This is a genomic window from Streptomyces erythrochromogenes, assembly GCF_040684695.1.
Lineage (GTDB): Bacteria > Actinomycetota > Actinomycetes > Streptomycetales > Streptomycetaceae > Streptomyces > Streptomyces erythrochromogenes_C.
Genome location: NZ_JBFBGM010000014.1, coordinates 59,001 through 77,263 on the forward strand (window position 1 = coordinate 59,001; position 18,263 = coordinate 77,263).

16 protein-coding genes and 1 tRNA gene are annotated in these 18,263 nt (G+C 70.8%); 4 read left to right on the forward strand and 13 right to left on the reverse strand.

The genetic code is table 11. The annotated features are described in order from the left end of the window. Positions 1-12 precede the first annotated feature (12 nt). Positions 13-1,362 (reverse strand): ABC transporter substrate-binding protein, encoded by a 1,350-nt coding sequence (locus tag AB0O53_RS21190; protein ID WP_350995168.1) that lies wholly within the window; start codon positions 1,360-1,362, stop codon positions 13-15. A gap of 105 nt (positions 1,363-1,467) precedes the next feature. Here AB0O53_RS21190 and AB0O53_RS21195 point away from each other — a divergent pair, with 105 nt between their 5' ends. Continuing rightward, positions 1,468-2,511 carry a LacI family DNA-binding transcriptional regulator gene (locus AB0O53_RS21195; RefSeq protein ID WP_350995170.1) on the forward strand — a complete coding sequence of 348 codons (1,044 nt, stop codon included), beginning with the start codon at positions 1,468-1,470 and terminating at the stop codon, positions 2,509-2,511. 88 nt (positions 2,512-2,599) lie between these two features. Here the strand turns inward: AB0O53_RS21195 and AB0O53_RS21200 are convergent. From AB0O53_RS21200 to AB0O53_RS21215, 4 genes are all read right to left on the reverse strand, one after another. Further along, positions 2,600-2,672 (reverse strand) — tRNA-His (locus AB0O53_RS21200). 106 nt (positions 2,673-2,778) lie between these two features. Then, positions 2,779-3,381, reverse strand: coding sequence for an oligoribonuclease (orn, locus tag AB0O53_RS21205; RefSeq protein WP_350995172.1), 603 nt, complete (start codon positions 3,379-3,381; stop codon positions 2,779-2,781). Between the two features lie 105 nt (positions 3,382-3,486). Beyond that, a complete protein-coding gene (locus tag AB0O53_RS21210; RefSeq protein WP_031145357.1) occupies positions 3,487-4,659 on the reverse strand; it encodes a helix-turn-helix domain-containing protein in 1,173 nt (390 codons plus the stop codon). Positions 4,660-5,035: 376 nt separating this feature from the next. Then, positions 5,036-5,353 (reverse strand): hypothetical protein, encoded by a 318-nt coding sequence (locus AB0O53_RS21215; protein WP_350995174.1) that lies wholly within the window; start codon positions 5,351-5,353, stop codon positions 5,036-5,038. A gap of 435 nt (positions 5,354-5,788) precedes the next feature. Between AB0O53_RS21215 and AB0O53_RS21220 the strand changes: the two genes are divergently transcribed. Further along, positions 5,789-6,322, forward strand: coding sequence for a universal stress protein (locus AB0O53_RS21220; RefSeq protein ID WP_030655530.1), 534 nt, complete (start codon positions 5,789-5,791; stop codon positions 6,320-6,322). A gap of 98 nt (positions 6,323-6,420) precedes the next feature. Further along, the gene (locus AB0O53_RS21225; protein ID WP_350995176.1) at positions 6,421-6,990 is read left to right on the forward strand and encodes an acetate uptake transporter; all 570 of its coding nucleotides are present in this window, start codon (positions 6,421-6,423) and stop codon (positions 6,988-6,990) included. A 75-nt stretch (positions 6,991-7,065) separates the two neighbouring features. Here the strand turns inward: AB0O53_RS21225 and glmS are convergent, their stop codons facing one another. The 3 genes from glmS to AB0O53_RS21240 all read right to left on the reverse strand — a co-directional run bounded on the left by glmS (position 7,066) and on the right by AB0O53_RS21240 (position 10,215). Next, positions 7,066-8,883 (reverse strand): glutamine--fructose-6-phosphate transaminase (isomerizing), encoded by a 1,818-nt coding sequence (gene glmS / locus AB0O53_RS21230; protein ID WP_350995178.1) that lies wholly within the window; start codon positions 8,881-8,883, stop codon positions 7,066-7,068. A 71-nt stretch (positions 8,884-8,954) separates the two neighbouring features. Next, complete coding sequence (locus tag AB0O53_RS21235) at positions 8,955-9,230, reverse strand: hypothetical protein (RefSeq protein ID WP_030025937.1); 276 nt, start codon at positions 9,228-9,230, stop codon at positions 8,955-8,957. Between the two features lie 97 nt (positions 9,231-9,327). Further along, entirely contained in the window at positions 9,328-10,215 is an 888-nt protein-coding gene (locus tag AB0O53_RS21240; protein ID WP_350995179.1) for a DUF4429 domain-containing protein, read from the reverse strand. A 52-nt stretch (positions 10,216-10,267) separates the two neighbouring features. Between AB0O53_RS21240 and AB0O53_RS21245 the strand changes: the two genes are divergently transcribed. Beyond that, entirely contained in the window at positions 10,268-11,857 is a 1,590-nt protein-coding gene (locus tag AB0O53_RS21245; protein WP_350995180.1) for a beta-N-acetylhexosaminidase, read from the forward strand. Positions 11,858-11,993: 136 nt separating this feature from the next. Here the strand turns inward: AB0O53_RS21245 and AB0O53_RS21250 are convergent, their stop codons facing one another. The 5 genes from AB0O53_RS21250 to AB0O53_RS21270 all read right to left on the reverse strand — a co-directional run bounded on the left by AB0O53_RS21250 (position 11,994) and on the right by AB0O53_RS21270 (position 18,184). After that, positions 11,994-13,775, reverse strand: a complete 1,782-nt coding sequence (locus AB0O53_RS21250; protein ID WP_350995416.1) for an IucA/IucC family protein — start codon at positions 13,773-13,775, stop codon at positions 11,994-11,996. Between the two features lie 2 nt (positions 13,776-13,777). After that, on the reverse strand, positions 13,778-14,365 hold the full coding sequence (locus AB0O53_RS21255) for a GNAT family N-acetyltransferase (protein WP_365197436.1): 588 nt from the start codon (positions 14,363-14,365) through the stop codon (positions 13,778-13,780). Next, positions 14,362-15,663: a lysine N(6)-hydroxylase/L-ornithine N(5)-oxygenase family protein gene (locus AB0O53_RS21260; RefSeq protein WP_350995184.1), complete on the reverse strand. Its 1,302-nt coding sequence runs from the start codon at positions 15,661-15,663 to the stop codon at positions 14,362-14,364. Before AB0O53_RS21260 ends, AB0O53_RS21255 begins: the two co-directional genes overlap by 4 nt. After that, positions 15,647-17,137, reverse strand: coding sequence for a pyridoxal phosphate-dependent decarboxylase family protein (locus AB0O53_RS21265; protein ID WP_350995186.1), 1,491 nt, complete (start codon positions 17,135-17,137; stop codon positions 15,647-15,649). Before AB0O53_RS21265 ends, AB0O53_RS21260 begins: the two co-directional genes overlap by 17 nt. Before the next feature lie 147 nt (positions 17,138-17,284). Continuing rightward, positions 17,285-18,184 carry a siderophore-interacting protein gene (locus AB0O53_RS21270; RefSeq protein WP_365197440.1) on the reverse strand — a complete coding sequence of 300 codons (900 nt, stop codon included), beginning with the start codon at positions 18,182-18,184 and terminating at the stop codon, positions 17,285-17,287. Between the last annotated feature and the right edge of the window lie 79 nt (positions 18,185-18,263).

Here is an 18,263-nt window from a genome sequence, read left to right on the forward strand (position 1 = left end):
GTCACCGGCGCCTCACTGGTCCAGGGCGTTGTCGATGGCCTTCACCGCGGCCTCCCAGCCCTCCTGCGGGCTGCGGCCCTTCTGGTCGACCTGGAGCATCCCGATGTCCGCCAGGTTCTGCGAGATCACCAGGTCCTTCGGACCGACCACGGTCACCGGCACCCCCTGCGCCGCCTTCGAGAAGATCTCACCGATGGGCGCGCCGCCGAAGTACTCGTGCTTCGCCCCCGACACCGCGGGCAGCTTGTAGGCGGCGCTCGCGCTCGGGAAGCTGCCCCGCTTCTCGAAGAGCTTCGCCTGCTGCTCCGGGGCCGTCAGCCAGGCCGCCAGCTTCGCCGCCGCCTCCGCGTTCTTGCCGGCCTTGGGGACCACCAGGAAGGAACCGCCCCAGTTGCTCGGCTTCGGCGCCTGCGCCACGTCCCACTTGTCCTTGCCCGCCGGGCCGGCCTTGTCCTGGATGTAGCCGAGCATCCAGGCCGGGCAGGAGACCGTCGCGAAGGCGCCGTTGGCGAAGCCCTGGTCCCAGCCCGGGGTGAACTGCTGCAGCTTCGCGCTGAGCCCCTCGGTGGCGAAGGACGCCGCCAGGTCGAAGGCCCCGCGCACCGCCGGGTTGGTCTTGTAGACGACCTTGCCCTGCTCGTCGTAGAACCGCTGGGCGCTGCTGCCCGTCACCGCCGCCATGACCCCCGACGCCGAGTCCACGAAGGCCTTGCCGTCCCCGGCCTTCGCCCTGTACGTCTTGCCCGTCTCCAGGTACTTGCCCCAGTCGCCCGCCCACAGCGCGCCGACCGCCTCCCGGTCCGAGGGCAGCCCGGCGGCCTCGAACAGGTCCTTGCGGTAGCAGATGCCCTGCGGGCCTATGTCGGTGCCGAGGCCGACCGTGGCCCCGCCCTTCGCGGCCGGCGCCGTGCCCTGCGCCCACTTCCACGGCAGGTACGCGGCCTTGTCCACGCCCGCCACCTTGCCCAGGTCCACCAGCTTGTCGGCCTGGGTCGCGGTGATCTCGGCGATGTTGTTGACCTCGACGGCCTGGATGTCGGCGAGCCCGCTGCCCGTCCCCAGGTGCGTGAGGAGCTGGGGGTAGTAGTTCTCGTTGCGCTCGATGGAGGTCTGCTCGATGCGGATCCCCGGGTTCTGCGCCATGTACTCGTCGTAGAGCCCGGCCTCCTGGAGGCCGAAGGCCCCGAAGACGCCCACGGTCAGGGTGGTCTGGCCCTTTCCGCCGGACGAGGGGCCCGCCGTGGGGTCCGTTTCGGGGTCCTGTGCGCACCCCCCGAGCAGCAGCGCGGCGGCGCCCATCGTGGCGACCGCCGTGAAGAGGGTTCTTCGGGCTCGTGCTCGGGCCGTGGACTGGGCTCGCATGGGTTCCTCCCTGAAGGGTGGGCGACAACGTGGGGGTGTCGTGTGACACAGTGTGGGAGCGCTCCCACAGTAGTCAAGGGGTAGATTCACAACCGGGAGGAAGCCATGAACGGGAACGGGCGCAGCGGGGGACGGCCGACCCTGGAAGAGGTAGCGGTACGCGCCGGTGTCGGGCGCGGCACCGTGTCCCGGGTGATCAACGGGTCCTCCAAGGTCAGCGAGCAGACCAGGGCCGCCGTCGAGGCGGCGGTGACCGAGCTGGGGTACGTGCCGAACCGCGCGGCCCGCGCCCTCGCGGCCAACCGCAACGACGCCATCGCCCTGGTGATCCCCGAGCCCGAGGCCCGGTTCTTTGCCGAACCGTACTTCTCCGAAGTGGTCCGGGGGGTCGGGGCAGCCCTCGCGGAGACCGACATCCAGCTCGTGCTGACGCTGGCCGGCAGTGACCGCGAGCGCCGCCGCCTCGCGCAGTACCTCTCCGGTCACCGCGTCGACGGAGTGCTGCTGGTCTCGGTCCACGCCGGGGACCCGCTCCCGGAGCTGCTGGCCGAGCTCGGCATCCCGACGGTGATCAGCGGCCGGCGGTCGGCGGGCGAGACGCTGCCCTGCGTGGACTCCGACAACCTGGCGGGCGCGGCCGAGGCCGTGCGCCACCTGCTCGACCGGGGGCGCCGTACGATCGCCACGATCACCGGCCCCCTGGACGTGTACGGGGCCCACTGCCGTCTCGACGGCTACCGGCAGGCCCTGGCCGCCGCCGGCCGGCCCGTCGACGAGCGGCTGGTCGCGGTCGGCGACTTCACCGAGGAGGGCGGCCGCCGGGCCATGCGCGAGCTGCTGGAGCGCAGCCCCTCGCTCGACGCGGTCTTCGCCTCCTCCGACGTCATGGCGGCGGGCGCCCGGCGGGAGCTGCGCGCGGCCGGGCGCCGGATCCCGCACGACGTGGCCCTCGTCGGGTTCGACGACTCGGTGGTGGCCCGGCACATGGACCCGCCGCTGACCAGCGTCCGGCAGCCGATCGAGGAGATGGGCCGGACCATGGCGAGGATGCTGCTGGAGCGGGTCTCGGGGCGGCGGGGGAGTGCCGGGGCGGCGGGCGGGCCGGCGGTCGTCCTGCCGAACAGACTGGTGGTCCGGGAGTCGTCCTGACCGCTGCCGCGGCCCCGGGCCGTGCTGTGGCCTGCGGCGACATGCAGAAGGCCCCGGTCCGCTTCCGCGTACCGGGGCCTTCCCGCAGGGTGAGTGACGGGACTTGAACCCGCGGCCACCTGGACCACAACCAGGTGCTCTACCAACTGAGCTACACCCACCATGTCCGGTCGAAACCGACCGGCCGAAGAAAAGGGTACAGGGTCCGGGAGGGTGCTCGCTCCACCGTTTCCCCGCACCCCCCTCCGGAGGGATCGGGCAGGGCCGCTACGCGCCCGGCGCCGTGTGCCTGGCCGCGATGGTGCGGGCCGTGTCCGAGTCGGGCCCGGGCTGCGGCACGAAGACCGCGTCGCGGTAGTAGCGCAGCTCGGTGATGGAGTCCTTGATGTCCGCCAGCGCCCGGTGGTTGCCGTTCTTCGGGGGGCTGTTGAAGTACGCCCGCGGGTACCAGCGGCGCGCCAGCTCCTTGACCGAGGACACGTCCACGATCCGGTAGTGAAGGTAGCTCTCGAGCGCGGCCATGTCGCGCAGCAGGAAGCCGCGGTCGGTGCCGACCGAGTTCCCGCAGAGCGGCGCCTTGCGCGGCTCCTTCACGTGCTCCCGCACGTACGCCAGGACCTGGGCCTCGGCGTCCGCGAGGGTGGTCCCGCCGGCCAGCTCGTCGAGCAGTCCGGAGGCGGTGTGCATCTCGCGGACCACGTCGGGCATGGTCTCCAGGGCCGCGTCCGGCGGGCGGATCACGATGTCCACGCCCTCGCCGAGCACGTTGAGTTCCGAGTCGGTGACCAGTGCGGCCACCTCGATAAGTGCGTCGTCCGTCAACGAGAGCCCGGTCATCTCGCAGTCGATCCACACCATGCGATCGTTCATGTGTCCCACCTTATGCGGTCCCCTGCGGAGCGGACCGCATATGCGGAAGGTCCCCCATCGGCGGTGACCGATGGAGGACCTTCGCTGTCGTACCCGTTGTGGGGGTTACGCGTGTTCCCGCAGGACCCGGTTCGGGGCGTACAGCTCCGTGACCGTGGGGCCCGCCGCGGCCAGGGCCGCCGCCGCCCGGTGGGGCTGCGGAGTGCGCTGGTGCGGCACCGGTCCCGTCGAGATCTCCGCCACCTGCGCGACGTCGGCCTGGGGCCGCCGTGCCCGGTAGGCGGAGCGGTATGCGGCCGGGGAGGACCCCAGCTGCCGCCGGAAGTGACCGCGCAGGGCGACCGGCGAGCGGAACCCGCAGCGTCCGGCGACCTCGTCGACCGAGTAGTCGGAGGTCTCCAGCAGCCGCTGGGCCTGGAGCACCCGCTGCGTGATCAGCCACTGGAGCGGTGCGCTGCCGGTGAGCGAGCGGAACCGCCGGTCGAAGGTGCGCCTGCTCATGTAGGCGCGGGCGGCCAGCGTCTCCACGTCGAACTGCTCGTGGAGGTGTTCCAGTGCCCAGGCGACGACCTCGGCCAGCGGGTCGGCGCCGATCTCCTCCGGCAGGGACCGGTCGAGGTAGCGCTCCTGGCCGCCCGTGCGGCGCGGCGGTACGACGAGCCTGCGGGCCAGGGCCCCGGCCGCCTCGCTGCCGTGGTCGGTGCGCACGATGTGCAGGCAGAGGTCGATTCCGGCCGCCGTGCCCGCGGACGTGAGCACGTCGCCGTCGTCGACGAACAGTTCGCGCGGATCGACGTGGACGGACGGGTAGCGCTTGGCCAGCGTCGGCGCGTACATCCAGTGCGTCGTCGCGGGCCGGCCGTCCAGCAGACCGGCGGCCGCGAGCACGAAGGCCCCGGTGCACAGTCCGACGATCCGGGCCCCCTCCTCGTGCGCCAGACGCAGTGCGTCGAGCGCCTCCGGAGGCGGCGGTGAAGTGATGGAGCGCCAGGCGGGAACGACGACCGTGCCTGCCCGGGCGATCGCCTCCAACCCGTACGGCGCGGTCAGTTCGAGTCCGCCGGTGGTCCTGAGCGGACCGTCCTCACCGGCGCACACGAGCAGTCGGTAGCGTGGAACTCCCGCGTCCTGCCGGTCAATGCCGAACACGGATAGTGGAATGGAGCTCTCGAAGATCGGTCCGCCGCTGAAGAGCAGCACCGCGACGATCTCCCTGCGGCGACGCCCCGCGAGCTTCCTGCCGGCGTCCGCGACGACGGCGGTGGAATCCTGGCTCATGGCGCTAAGCCCCCCTTGGGTGTCGCGACTCCTTGGTCTGGTCGCACCTGCACGTTTCCCCTCGGCCTTGCACGTGGATCCCCCGCCGTAAATACATGATCGAATCTACTGCGTCCCGTGGTGTCGGCGTGACAAGTTCAGCACGCAGCGCTATGTCGACTTCTCAACTTGGCGAAAAGCATTCGATCAGGAAGGGTTCCACTCCGCTACCCGGGTGGGAAGCGCGCATCCCGGCTGTGGCTAGTACCAGTAGGGCCAAATCGCCCCCTGGCGAGTGTCGTCGCTGGTGGTGGGCGGGTCGGGGGGACATTCCGGCAAGGGGGGCAACCTGCCGGGAAGTTGGCTGAAAATATGCGGGTGTGGGTGTGCGAATGAGTCAGTCGTGCGGGGAGGCGGACCCGGAGGTGCGGCAGCCGTGGCGGCCCTCGGGCCCGCCGCGCGAGTGCCGGCGGCGGTGCGCCGACGGAAGCCGCTCCTCCGCGCGGACCCGGACCCGGGCCGCGGTCCGCTCCGAGTGCCGCAGCAGGACCAGGCAGGCGGCCGTGACGACGAACAGGCCGAGCGTGGCGACTGCTGCCCCGCCGAAGGAGGTTCCGTAGACGACGAGGACCACCGGGACGAGCAGGCAGCTGAAGGCGGCCCAGCGCACGACGTCCCCCGCGGGGTCGTCATGGGGGCGCCCGGAAGACTGCACGGACGGGTGAAGCGGCTGACGCGCAGAGGCGGTCGCGTGCGTGCCGGGGTCGGGGAAGTGGACGGACTGCGTCGGCTGAGCTGGCTGGACGGGGTGAACCGGATGGCCGGGCACGGCGTACTCCCTGCGGGCTCTTCCTGAACGGTCGGACGCATGTCCAACGCCGCCCGCAGGGGCTCGGTCACTGCGCGCACGGGTGGCAACTCCCCGTCTCGTCACTGGCTGTAGGGGACAGCGGACATTGCCAAGGCGCGCTCGCTCCGGCATGCTCCCTGGGACGCTCTCCAAGTGCGGCATGCCCTGTGCAGGACAGGAGTGTCGCCGTACCCTGGTGGGTATGGGCTGGGAAGATGCTTCCCGGACAGAGCTCCGTCACACTGCGTCGCCGAAATCGCCCCTGTTGCTTCCTCCAAGGACCTCTTCGCCGAGACACCCATGGCCGGTCACGAATTCTCCGAACCCGCGGACCGCAAGCGCAAACGGCTCGCCGACCCCGCGTCGGCCGCCGAGCTGCGCGCGGTGGAACAGACACGCTCTCCCTGCGACCCGGCCTTCCGGCACGGCGTCGTCGTGGGATTCGACGGATCGACGTCCAGTGAGCGCGCGCTCGCGTACGCGATCGGTATGGCCCGCCGCTCCGGATCGGGTCTGATCATCGTCCATGTCGCCAACCGGCTGCCCACCACCGTGTGGGCCGGCTGCGAGCCGCCCGTCTTCGTGGACGTGCCCGACCACCGCACCGAGGTGCTCGGCCTGGAGCTCGCCTGCGCGGACTACCTGGCCGAAGTGCCGTGGATCCTGGTCGAGCGCGGTGGTGACATCTGCCATGAGCTGGAGGAGGTCGGCCGGGAGTATTCGGCCGACGCCATCGTGGTCGGCTCCACGCACGGGATCGTGGGCCGGATCTTCGGCTCGGTGGCCGGGCGGCTCGCCAAGCGCGCACAGCGACCGGTTGTTGTCATTCCGTGACCGGTTGTTAAGTCGATTGTGCGGTTGTGCCCTCGTGTAAAGGGTAGATAAATGCTGCTGGGACGCAGCAAACAACTGCAGATCGAAGGGAGCCCGCCGTGGACAATGGTGTCTCTGCGGGAAGCACGGCCTCGACTTCGACCCTCGGGAACATCGCCCTGGGTCTCACCCTTCTCGCATTCGGTATCGGCCACACCGGCGTCATCGACGGCGTGACCGCTGCCAGCTCCGTGTCACTCGCGACCTACGTCGGCGGTCTGGCCCTGTTCGTGCTCGGACTCCTGGAGTTCCGCGGCGGCAACGGCTTCAACGGCACGGCGTTCGCGGGCCTCGGAGCCTTCTGGTTCACCTGGGCCGCGGGAGCCGACGGAAAGGTTTCGGCAGACGCCGCCGGAACGTTCCTCGTCCTGTTCGCCCTCCTCGGCATCACCCTCACCGTGAGTGCCGCGAGCGGCCTCTTCGGGCAGGGCGTGTACGGCCTGTTCACCCTCTCCCTGCTGCTCCTGGCGATAGGCGCCTTCGCCGACAACAGCATGCTGGCCAAGGTGGCGGGCTGGGCGGCCGCGGTCGGCGGGCTCCTGGCCTGGTACGGCGCCACCGCCGCCCTCGCCCACTGGCCGATGGCCTTCGGCAAGGCAGGGCGCAGCGGCGCGGTCGCGGCGAGCTGAGCACGACGACACGCAAGAGCCCCCGTGCGCGGTGCGCACGGGGGCTCTCGTGTGTCCGTCGACAGCCCGGGGCTGCTACTCGACGGTGACCGACTTCGCCAGGTTGCGCGGCTTGTCGATGTCCCGGCCCATGGCCAGGGCCGTGTGGTACGCCAGCAGCTGGAGCGGGATGCCCATGAGGATCGGGTCCAGCTCGTCCTCGTTCTTCGGGACCACGATGGTGTGGTCCGCCTTCTCCTGCTCGCGGTGGGCGACGGCGAGGATCCGGCCGCTGCGGGCCTTGATCTCCTCCAGGGCCGCGCGGTTCTTCTCCAGCAGGTCGTCGTCCGGGACGATCGCGACGGTCGGCAGCGAGGGCTCGATCAGGGCGAGGGGGCCGTGCTTGAGCTCGGAGGCCGGGTAGGCCTCGGCGTGGATGTAGGAGATCTCCTTCAGCTTGAGGGAGGCCTCCAGCGCCACCGGGTAGCCGCGGACCCGGCCGATGAACATCATCGACTTGGCCTCGGCGAACTCGGCCGCGAGCTTCTTGATGTCCTCCTCGCCGTCGAGGATCTCCTGGATCTGCGCGGGCAGCTTGCGCAGGCCCTCGATGATCCGCTTGCCGTCGGTGACCGAGAGGTCCCGGATGCGGCCCAGGTGCACGGCGAGCAGCGCGAAGGCCACGACCGTGTTGGTGAAGCACTTGGTGGAGACGACGCAGACCTCGGGGCCGGCGTGCACGTACACGCCGCCGTCGGCCTCGCGGGCGATCGCGGAGCCGACCACGTTGACGACGCCGAGGACGCGGGCGCCCTTGCGCTTGAGCTCCTGCACGGCCGCGAGCACGTCGTAGGTCTCACCGGACTGGGAGACCGCGATGTAGAGCGTGTCGGGGTCCACGACCGGGTTGCGGTAGCGGAACTCCGAGGCCGGCTCGGCGTCCGCGGGGATGCGGGCCATGCCCTCGATGAGGCCGGCGCCGATCAGGCCCGCGTGGTACGAGGTGCCGCAGCCCAGGATCTTGACCCGGCGGATGCCGCGCGCCTCGCGCGGGTCCAGGTTCAGGCCGCCCAGGTGGACGGTGTTGAAGCGGTCGTCGATCCGGCCGCGCAGCACGCGGTCGACCGCGTCGGGCTGCTCGGAGATCTCCTTGTGCATGTAGGTGTCGTGACCGCCCATGTCGTAGGAGGCGGCCTCCCACTCCACGGTCTCCGGGGTGGCGTTCGTCGTCGTGCCGCTCGTGGTGTACGTGCGGAAGTCGTCGGCCTTGAGGGTGGCCATCTCGCCGTCGTTCAGGGTGACGACCTGGCGGGTGTGGGCGATCAGTGCGGCGACGTCGGAGGCGACCAGCATCTCCTTCTCGCCGATGCCGAGGATGACCGGCGAGCCGTTGCGGGCGACGACGATGCGGTCGGTGAAGTCGGCGTGCATGACGGCGATGCCGTAGGTGCCGTCGATCGCCTTGACGGCCTCGCGGACCTTCTCCTCCAGGGTGTCGGCCTGGGAGCGGGCGATCAGGTGGGTGATGACCTCGGTGTCGGTCTCGGAGGCGAAGACGACGCCCTCGGCCTCCAGCTTGGCGCGGAGCTCGGCGGCGTTGTCGACGATGCCGTTGTGGACGACGGCGACCTTGTTCTCCGGGTCCAGGTGCGGGTGCGAGTTGATGTCGCTCGGAGCACCGTGCGTGGCCCAGCGGGTGTGGGCGATGCCGGTGGTACCGGCGAAGCGCTTCGGGACCCGGGCCTCCAGGTCGCGGACGCGGCCCTTGGCCTTGACCATCTTGAGCGCGCCGGCCTTCGGGCTGTTCACGACGATGCCCGCGGAGTCGTACCCGCGGTACTCCAGCCGTGCCAGGCCCTCCAGCAGCAGCGGTGCCACGTCACGCTTTCCGATGTAACCGACGATTCCGCACATACGGTCCTGCCCCTCCTGAAGTTCGGTTCCTTGCCCGTCATCCGCCCGCGGCCGCTCCGGCGGCGGCCGGCTCAGCCGTAGACGATGCGGCGCAGCTGCCGGAGCGAGAGCTCCGGAGGCGCCACCGCGCGGTGCGGCAGTTCGGCCGCGATCCGTTCGAAGATCTCCGCGTTCACGGCTCCGCCGGCCTGCAGTTCGCGGTGGCGGCGCCGGACGAAGTCCTCCGTCGTCTCGTCGAAGTAGGCGAGCACGTCGAGGACCACCCGGGCCGCTTCGCCCCGCTGCAGCGAGGTGCTGCGCACCAGGTGTTCGACGAGGTCGTCATAGGACGGGCGGCGGTCGAGCACCCGTAGATACTGACGTCTCCGGCCGCCCAACGCAAAGATCCTGCCCGATTACGGGCAGGATCCCTCTGGTCTGGACCAGCGGAATGGATGCATCCGGTCAGAATCTGCGCAAAACGGACTGCTTCGCCGCGGCGAACTCGTCGGCCGTGAGGACTCCCGACTGGTGCAGCTCCCCCAGCTCCCGCAGCCTGCGCAGCAGGGCGTCGTGGTCCTCGGCGACGCCGCCGCCCGGCGCGGCGAGCTCCTTCGGCGGGGCGTCCTCGACGCCCCGTTCCGGCGCCGGCGCGGCCGGGTGCGGCAGCCGCAGCGCCACCGCCGCGGCGACCAGCGCCATCAGCGGGTCCTTCTTGAAGCCGAACAGCTCCACCGTGTACGGGTCGTACTTGGGCGCGGCGGGCTGCCCGGCGCCGGCCAGGCCGAAGCGGAGCCAGCCGTTCTCCAGTCCCTTCGCCGGGGCCCACTCCACCGTCCGCAGATCCGTGACCCGGAACTCGCGCGGCCCCCCGGAGCGCTTGGCCTCCTCGGTCGTCCAGTTCCACTCCAGGGCGACCCGGTCGCCGTCGAAGGTGACGGTCCCGTCGCCCGCGCCCACCGCCAGCGGCACGGCGGGACCGGGCAGCAGGTAGGACTCCGAGGGGCCCGGATCCACCTGCTCCAGCAGCAGCGCGTTGCGCACCGCGTCCACGAAGTACTCCGCGACCCCCGTGCGGTCCGGTTCCACGCTCAGCCGATACGGGTCGGAGGCCTCCGGCAGCCGCCCGCCCGTCACCTGCGTCAGCGGGTCGGCCCCCTCGCGCAGCCGCAGGCGCAGGCGGCCGGCCTTGCGGCCCGGCTCGTGGCTGACCCCCGCGAGCGCGCGCAACGGCACGACCACCTCGCCCAGGGTCTGCCGCAGCAGACCCACCCCCTTGTCGCGGCCGGGCACGATGCGCACCGCGTCGCCGTCGAACGTCCAGGTTCCGTCCTTCTGGATGATTTCCGCCATTCGGCGATTCTCCCACCGCGCACGGCAGGCCAGTTGGCCTATACCTGGGCACATGAGAGTCCTGCGACGCGCGCTCGGCACCCTCCTCGTCCTCGGTGCCGTCTCCTGCACCGCCGCCCGCGGCGACGACGCGAGCGCCGGTGACGACCCGCCCGTGGTCCTCGCCCCCTTCGAACGGCTCCTTCCGGCGCCGGTCTCCGCACGCGCCTCCGGCCCCGGCTATTCCTTCGGGCCCGGCACGGTCGTGCGGACCGGGCCGGGCGCGGGCGGGAACGGCGGGGAGGTTCGCCGAGTCGGCGAGCTCCTCGCGGAGCAGCTGCGCGGCCCGAGCGGGCTGCCGCTGCCGGTGGTCGAGGGGGCGCGGGGGGACGGGATCCGGCTCAGGATCGACGCGGCGGCCGAGGGGGTCGGGGAGGAGGGGTACCGGCTGACCTCCGGGCCGAGCGGGGTCGACCTCGTCGCGCGGACCCCGGCCGGCCTCTTCCGCGCGGGCCAGACCCTGCGCCAGCTCGTGCCCGTGGCCGGGCCCGGGACGGTGCCCGGCGGCACGGTCACCGACCGGCCGCGCTTCGCCTACCGGGGTGCCATGGTCGACATCGCACGGCACTTCTTCACGGTGGAACAGGTGAAGCGGTACGTCGACCAGCTCGCCCAGTACAAGATCAACACACTGCACCTGCACCTCACCGACGACCAGGGCTGGCGCCTGGCGGTCGACTCCTGGCCGCGGCTCGCGCAGTACGGCGGCGCCGGTGAGGTCGGCGGGGGCCCCGGCGGCCACTGGACCAAGGACGAGTACCGCGAGCTGGTCGCGTACGCGGGCGAGCGGTACGTGGACGTGGTCCCCGAGATCGACATGCCGGGCCACACCAACGCGGCGCTCGCCTCCTACGCCGAGCTGAACTGCGACGGGAAGGCGCCGCCCCGGTACACCGGGATCAAGGTCGGCTTCAGCTCGCTGTGCGTGGCGAAGGAGCGGACGTACGAGTTCGTCGACGACGTGCTCGGCGAGCTGGCCGAGCTCACGCCGGGCCGCTACCTGCACATCGGCGGCGACGAGGCGCACGCGACGCCGCCGGCGGACTACGCGGCCTTCATGGACCGGGCGCAGGAGGTGGTGGGCCGGCACGGCAAGACGGTGGTGGCCTGGCACCAGCTGGCGTCGGCGCGGCCGGCGCCGGGCGCGGTCCTGCAGTACTGGGGCCACGACAAGACCGCGGCCGCGGACCGGTCGGCCGTGGCGGCGGCCGCGAAGGCCGGGCATCCGCTGATCCTGTCCCCGGCGGACCGGGTGTACCTGGACATGAAGTACGAGGCGGCGACGAAGCCGGGGCTGTCCTGGGCGGGCTACGTGCCGGTGGCGCGGTCGTACTCCTGGAACCCGGGGGCCTACCTGGCCGGAGTGCCGGAGTCCGCGGTGCTCGGGGTGGAGGCCCCGCTGTGGACGGAGAACGTCGCGACGCGGGCCGAGTGGGAGCTGATGGCGTTCCCGCGGGTACTGGGCCTGGCGGAGCTCGGCTGGTCCCCGGCGGCCGCCCTCGACTGGACGGCGTACAGCCGCCGCCTCGCCGCACAGGCCCCCCGGCTGGACGCCCAGGGCATCGGCTACTTCCGGGCCCCGGACGTCGCGTGGGCGCGCTGACCGGGAGGCCGCCGGCGCCCGGACACGGCGAGGGCGCGACCGCGAACAGGGCCAACTGACTTCGCGGTCACGCCTCACGCTGTCGGGGCGGGGGAGGCGTCGAGGGACCGTATCGATACCTCCCCCGCCCCGTGTTTCACCGCCGGGCGAAGGCCGCGACGGGGTTCTTGAGGTTGCCGATCAGCTGGAGCGCGGCGGACGGGTCGGAGAGGTCGACCATCTGCTTGTTGTTGCGCAGCTGGAGGCGGTTGAGGCAGGACAGCTGGAACTCCTCGGCGAAGAAGTCGTAGCGCTCGAACTTCTCCGTGAGGGCCGGCATGGAGTCCTGGTAGTCGTGGGCGCAGTCGGCCACGGCCTGCCAGAAGACGTCCTCGGTGCAGATGCCCTCGGTGACGAGGATGGAGGACAGGAAGCGGAAGAAGCAGTCGAAGACGTCCGTGAAGATCGACAGGATCTTCATGTCCTCCGGGACGTCCGCCCGGATCCGCTCGACCGCGGGCGGCAGCACCGCGTCCGCGTCCATGATGACGATCTCCTCGGCGATGTCCTTGAAGATCGCGCGCTGCACGACGCCGTCCTTGATGACCAGGATGGTGTTCTCGCCGTGCGGCATGTACGCGAGGTCGTACTGGTAGAAGCAGTGCACCAGCGGCAGCAGGTAGGCCTTGAGGTAGGGCTTCAGCCACTCGGCCGGGGTGAGGCCGGACTCCTCGATCAGGGCGCCGACGAAGGACTTGCCGTCGGCGTCCACGTGGAGGAGCGAGGCCATGGTGGCCAGGCGCTCGCCGTCCCCGAGGGAGTTCACCGGGGACTCGCGCCACAGGGCCGCCAGCATCTTGCGGTACGGCGAGTAGCGGTCGGTGGCGCGCTCGTACTGCAGGTGCCGGTAGCCGATGGCCGCGCGCTCGCGGATGATCGAGAAGTCGACCGACCGGAGGACCTCGTCGGACTCGATCAGCTGGTGCAGCCAGTCGTTGATGGCGGGGGTGGCCTCCATGTAGGCGGCCGAGAGGCCCCGCATGAAGCCCATGTTCAGGACGGAGATGGCCGTCTTGACGTAGTACTTCGTCGGGGTGGTGGTGTTGAAGAAGGTGCGGATCGATTGCTGCGGGAGGTAGGCGTCCTCGCCCTCGCCGAGCAGCACCAGGCGCCGGTTGGCGATCTCCGCGGCAAAGGTGATCGTGGTCTTGTTCCACCACTGCCAGGGGTGGACCGGGAAGAACAGGTAGTCCGCCGGGTCCAGGTCCAGGGTGCGCAGCTTCGCGGAGAACAGGTCGACCGCGGCGTCGCCCAGCTCGGCGCGCATGAAGCTGTCGTGCTCCAGGCCGGCGCCCGCCGTGAAGGTGGCGACGTCCTTGTGCGCGGCCGCCCAGATCAGGTGGACCGGGGCCGCGGCCTCCGGGGCGTACGCGTGGTACTCGTGCACGCCGAAGCCGAGCCGGCCGTTGTTGGCGACGAAGCAGGGGTGGCCCTCGGTCATGCCGGTCTCGATGTCCTGGAAGGAGGACTTCGCCAGCACGTCGGAGGAGATCTGCGGCTTGGTGTACTTGAAGGCCGAGCCCGCCAGGGTGGAGGAGATCTCCTCCAGGTAGACCGGCAGGACCTCCGCGCTCAGCCCCAGGGTCTGCTGGAACTCGATGTGGAAGTCGAGGGCGTCCAGCGGCAGGGACTGCCCGTCCCGCAGCCGGGTGATGGTGACCTCGTCCACCGACCAGTGGTCCAGGACCTGGCGGGAGGCGTCGAAGTGGTACTCCACCGCGCCGTCGTCGGAGACGACCGAGTAGCGGTCGCCGCCGAGGGACACGGGGGTCAGCAGGCGCTCGTGCGAGAACTCGGCGAGGGCCTTGCGGACCAGGGCGCGGTTGGCGCGGTCCCACAGTTCGGGGGAGAGGTGGGAGACGGCGTCGGTCAGGTTCAGGCTCATATCGACACCTCCTGGGCGATGCCGGTGGCGGCCTCGAACTGCTCGCGGGTGCAGAAGCTCAGCAGTGCTTCCTTCTCCGGCTTGGTGACCTGGCGCTCCGGCAGGAAGCCGACGGCCTCGTTCAGGGCGTGCACGGCGGTGTTGGCGACGTCCGGCTCGACCACGACGCGGACGGTGGCCGGGTCGGCGAAGATCGCGGCCATGACGGTCGTGATGACCGCGCGGGTGAACCCGTGCAGCGGGGTGTCGCTCGGCGCGACCAGGAAGTGCATGCCGACGTCCCCGGGCAGGGCGTCGTACAGGCCGACCAGCTCCAGCTCGCTCGGGTCGTAGGTCTCCATCAGGAAGGCCGGGCGGCCCTCGTGCAGGCCGATGTAGGCCTGGTGGTGCTCGTGGGCCGTGATGCGCATGTACTCGCGCTCGACGTCCGGCAGCGTGGCGTCCTGCATCATCCAGAACGAGGCCTTGGGGTGCGTGACCCAGCCGTGCAGAAGCTCCGCGTCGGCGAAGGGGTCCAGCGGGCGGATCGCGAAGTCCCCGAGGACGGAGTCCGTCCGGGAGTAGAGGGTGTCGGTGGTGCTCATGCGTGGGTGCCTTCCGGGGCGGCGAACTGCTGGAACGCGATGGACTTCTCGACCTTGTAGTACTCGCGGCCGAGCAGCTCACCGACGATGTACGCGTTGCGGTACGCGGCCATGCCCAGGTCGGGGGAGGTCAGGGAGTGGTTGTGGGTGGTGCCGTTCTGGAGGTACACCCCGCGGCCGGTGGTGTCGACGCTGTAGTTGCGGGCGGCGTCGAGGCGGCCGCGGCCGTCGAAGTTGAGGCGGTCGCGCACCGGGTCGAGGAAGTCCGGGGTCCGGTACTTGTAGCCGGTGGCCAGGACCAGGCCCTCGGTGGTGAGGGAGAAGTCCCGCTCCTGCTCCTCCTGGCGCAGCCCCAGGGTGTAGGTGCCCGTGGTGGTGTCGTAGGCCGTGCTGTTCAGCGAGGTGTTGGTCAGCAGGGTCGTCGGGACGGCGCCCGGCATGGAGATCTTCTTCTGGTAGAGCAGGTCGAAGATGGCGTTGATCAGGTCGCCGTCGATGCCCTTGAAGAGGTTCTTCTGCTGGGTCTCCAGCCGGTAGCGGGTGTCCTCCGGGAGGGCGTGGAAGTAGTCCACGTACTCGGGGGAGGTCATCTCCAGCGTCAGCTTCGTGTACTCCAGCGGGAAGAAGCGCGGGGAGCGCGTGACCCAGTTGAGCTGGTAGCCGTACACGTCGATCTCGGCGAGGAGGTCGTAGTAGAGCTCCGCGGCGCTCTGGCCGGAGCCGATCAGGGTGATGGACTTCTTCTTCTGCAGCTCCGCCTTGTTGGGCATGTAGGCGGCGTTGTGCAGGAAGTCGCCGCCGAGGCCGGCGCAGGCCTCCGGGACGTACGGCGTGGTGCCGGTGCCCAGGACCAGGCGGCGGGCGCGGTGGGTCTCGCCCTTGTCGGTGCGGACCTCGTAGACGCCGGCCCGCTCGTCGTAGGTGACCTCGGTGACGGAGGTCGAGTACAGGACGTTGTCGAGGCGGTCGGCGGCCCAGCGGCAGTAGTCGTTGTACTCGGCGCGCAGCGGGTAGAAGTTCTCCCGGATGTAGAAGGAGTACAGCCGGTCCTGGTCCTTCAGGTAGTTCAGGAAGGAGAAGGGCGACGTCGGGTCGGCGAGGGTGACCAGGTCCGACATGAAGGGCGTCTGCAGGTGGGCGCCGTCCAGGAACATCCCCGCGTGCCACTCGAAGTGCGGCTTCGACTCGATGAACAGCCCGCTCAGCTCGTCGATCGGCGCGGTCAGGCAGGCCAGTCCCAGGTTGAAGGGACCGAGGCCGATGCCGATGAAGTCGTGGGGCTCAGTGGTGGACGGCAAGGGATTCTCCCAGGAACTGCTCGGCGTGCGCGGCGAGGAGGTCGAGGACGGCAGCGATGTCGGCCGTCGTGGTCTGCGGGTTGAGGAGGGTGAACTTCAGGTACTGCTTCCCGTCCACCTTGGTGCCGGCGACGACGGCCTCGCCGGAGGCGAAGAGCGCCTTGCGGGCGTGGAGCTGGGCCTCGTCGAGGAGTTCCGCGGGAACGTCGTCGCCGGGCAGGAAGCGGAAGACGAGGGTGGAGATCTGCGGCGCGACGACGACCTCGAAACGGGGGTCGGCCGTGATGACGTCGTAGCCGGCGGCGGCGAGGTCGATGACCTCGTCGAAGAGCGAGCCGATGCCGTCGGCGCCCATGATGCGCAGCGTCATCCAGAGCTTGAGGGCGTCGAACCGGCGCGTGGTCTGGATGGACTTGTCGACCTGGTTCGGGATCCGCTCCTCGGCCATGCGGCGCGGGTTGAGGTAGTCCGCGTGGTACGTGGCGTGCTTGAGGGTGTCGCGGTCGCGGACCAGCATCGCGCTGGAGCTCACCGGCTGGAAGAACGACTTGTGGTAGTCGACCGTGACCGAGTCGGCGTGCTCGATGCCGTCGAGGAGGTGCCGGCGGGTGGGGGAGACCAGCAGTCCGCAGCCGTAGGCGGCGTCCACGTGCATCCACGCGGAGTGCTCGGCGGTCAGGCGGGCGATCTCGGGGAGCGGGTCGATGGACCCGAAGTCGGTGGTGCCGGCGGTGGCGACGACGGCCATGGGGAAGAGGCCCTCGGCGGCGCAGTTCTCCAGCTCCAGCGCGAGGACGGAGGTGTCCATGCGCCGGTTGCGGTCCACGGGGACGGAGATGACGGCCTCGTAGCCCAGGCCGAGCATGGCGGCCGACTTCTGCACGCTGAAGTGGCTGGCCTCGGAGGTGAAGATGCGCAGCTTGGGGAGGAGCTCGGCCTTGGTCAGGCCGATCCCGGCGTCCATGGCGCGCTTCATGACGGTGCGGCAGGCCTCGTCGCGGGCCAGCAGCAGGGCGTGGAAGTTGGACTGGCTGCCACCGGAGGTGAAGATGCCGTCCGCCTTCTCCCCGAGGCCGATGCGGCCCGTGGTCCAGTCGATGAGGCGGCGCTCGATGAGCGTGCCGCCGATGGACTGGTCCCAGGTGTCGAGGGAGGAGTTGACGGCGGCCATGACGGCCTCGCCGACCACCGCGGGGATGACCACCGGGCAGTTGAGGTGGCCCAGGTAGCGCGGGTGGTGGAAGTAGACGGCGTCGCGGAGGTAGACGTCCTCCAGCTCGGCGAGCGCGGCGGAGGAGTCGCCGAGCGGGGTGTCGAGGTCGATCCCGTCGATGACCGGGGCGAGTTCGTCGACGGATATGCCGGTGTGGGGCCGTTCGGTGGTGGCGAGTTTGGCGGCGACGCGGTCGACGCTCTCGGTGACGGAACGGCGGTAGATATCCGCGGTCGTCTCGTTCAGCAGATGCCGACGCATCAACTTTCCTCCGGGCAGGGGGGAGATGGGGAGGGTGGGGTGTGTGATGTTTAGGTTAGCCTAACCTAAGCGGAATGACCAAATGAAGATGGACCCTGGTTTTGACCAGGGTCCATCTCGAACTGCTAGGGAGCGGGGCGGAGCTGACTACAGCTCGGACGCCGGGTCCTCGCTGGGAGCCTTGCCCGCGTACGCCTCGGCGAGGAGCTGCTCCTCGCTCGCGCCGAGCCGCCAGTAGCCGGTGAAGCGCACCGAGCGGCGGTCGACGGATCGTTCCTGCACGAAGTGGCGGCGTACCGCGCGTACGGTGCCGGCCTCGCCGGCGAGCCACACGTACGGGGCCTCGGCGGCCGGCGGCTGCGCCGAGCGGAGCGCGTCCAGCACCCGCCCGGTCCGCTCCGGACCACCGCCCTCGCGCACGATCCACGTGATGTCCGCGTCGACGGGCGTGTCGAGTTCGAGCCGGTCGTCCTCGTGCGGGACCTCGAACCAGGCCCGGACCGGGGTGCCCGCCGGCAGCCGGTCCAGGATCGCGGCCGCGGCCGGCAGGGCGGTCTCGTCCGCGTACATCCAGACCGCGTCGGTGCCGGCCGGGGGCTGGAAGCGCACGGACTTGTTCTCGGCGACGGCCGGGCCGATCGCCAGGATCCGGCGGCCGGCGGCCGCCCGCCCGGCCCAGTGGGAGGCGGGGGAGGAGTCCCCGTGCAGGACGAAGTCGATGTCGACCTCGACCGCGTCCGCCCCGTCACGCCGCTGCTCGCGCACGGTGTAGGAGCGCATCACCGGCCGCTCCTCCTCCGGCATGCCGCGCCAGGCGGCGAACCAGGTGTCCTCGTCCGTGGACGGGAGCACGGTGTGCTCCTGGCCGGACGGCGGCAGGAAGAGCGACAGGCTCTGGTCGAAGCCGCCCGAACGGAAGCCCGCGAGGGACTCCCCGCCGAACGTGACCCGCAGGAACGAGTGGCCCAGGCGGCGCGTGCGGAGCACTTCGAGCGCGAAGAAGCGGAAGTGCGCCACGGCCGGGGCGTCGGACGCGGTGGCGGTCATGCGGAGGGTCCCCCTGGAAGTCGGTACGGCCTCGGACGTGCCCGGGGCGTGCCCGCACGGACACGCCCCGGAGGTGGCG

Excerpts from the sequence above, each read along its gene's own strand:
- AB0O53_RS21240 (WP_350995179.1), bottom strand. The coding sequence starts at position 10,215 with ATGGCGGAAATCATCCAGAAGGACGGAACCTGGACGTTCGACGGCGAC.
- AB0O53_RS21265 (WP_350995186.1), bottom strand. The coding sequence starts at position 17,137 with ATGCGTCGGCATCTGCTGAACGAGACGACCGCGGATATCTACCGCCGT.
- AB0O53_RS21270 (WP_365197440.1), bottom strand. The coding sequence starts at position 18,184 with ATGACCGCCACCGCGTCCGACGCCCCGGCCGTGGCGCACTTCCGCTTC.
- glmS (WP_350995178.1), bottom strand. The coding sequence starts at position 8,883 with ATGTGCGGAATCGTCGGTTACATCGGAAAGCGTGACGTGGCACCGCTG.
- AB0O53_RS21220 (WP_030655530.1), top strand. The coding sequence starts at position 5,789 with ATGGCCGGTCACGAATTCTCCGAACCCGCGGACCGCAAGCGCAAACGG.
- AB0O53_RS21210 (WP_031145357.1), bottom strand. The coding sequence starts at position 4,659 with ATGAGCCAGGATTCCACCGCCGTCGTCGCGGACGCCGGCAGGAAGCTC.
- AB0O53_RS21195 (WP_350995170.1), top strand. The coding sequence starts at position 1,468 with ATGAACGGGAACGGGCGCAGCGGGGGACGGCCGACCCTGGAAGAGGTA.
- orn (WP_350995172.1), bottom strand. The coding sequence starts at position 3,381 with ATGAACGATCGCATGGTGTGGATCGACTGCGAGATGACCGGGCTCTCG.
- AB0O53_RS21245 (WP_350995180.1), top strand. The coding sequence starts at position 10,268 with ATGAGAGTCCTGCGACGCGCGCTCGGCACCCTCCTCGTCCTCGGTGCC.
- AB0O53_RS21190 (WP_350995168.1), bottom strand. The coding sequence starts at position 1,362 with ATGCGAGCCCAGTCCACGGCCCGAGCACGAGCCCGAAGAACCCTCTTC.
- AB0O53_RS21255 (WP_365197436.1), bottom strand. The coding sequence starts at position 14,365 with ATGAGCACCACCGACACCCTCTACTCCCGGACGGACTCCGTCCTCGGG.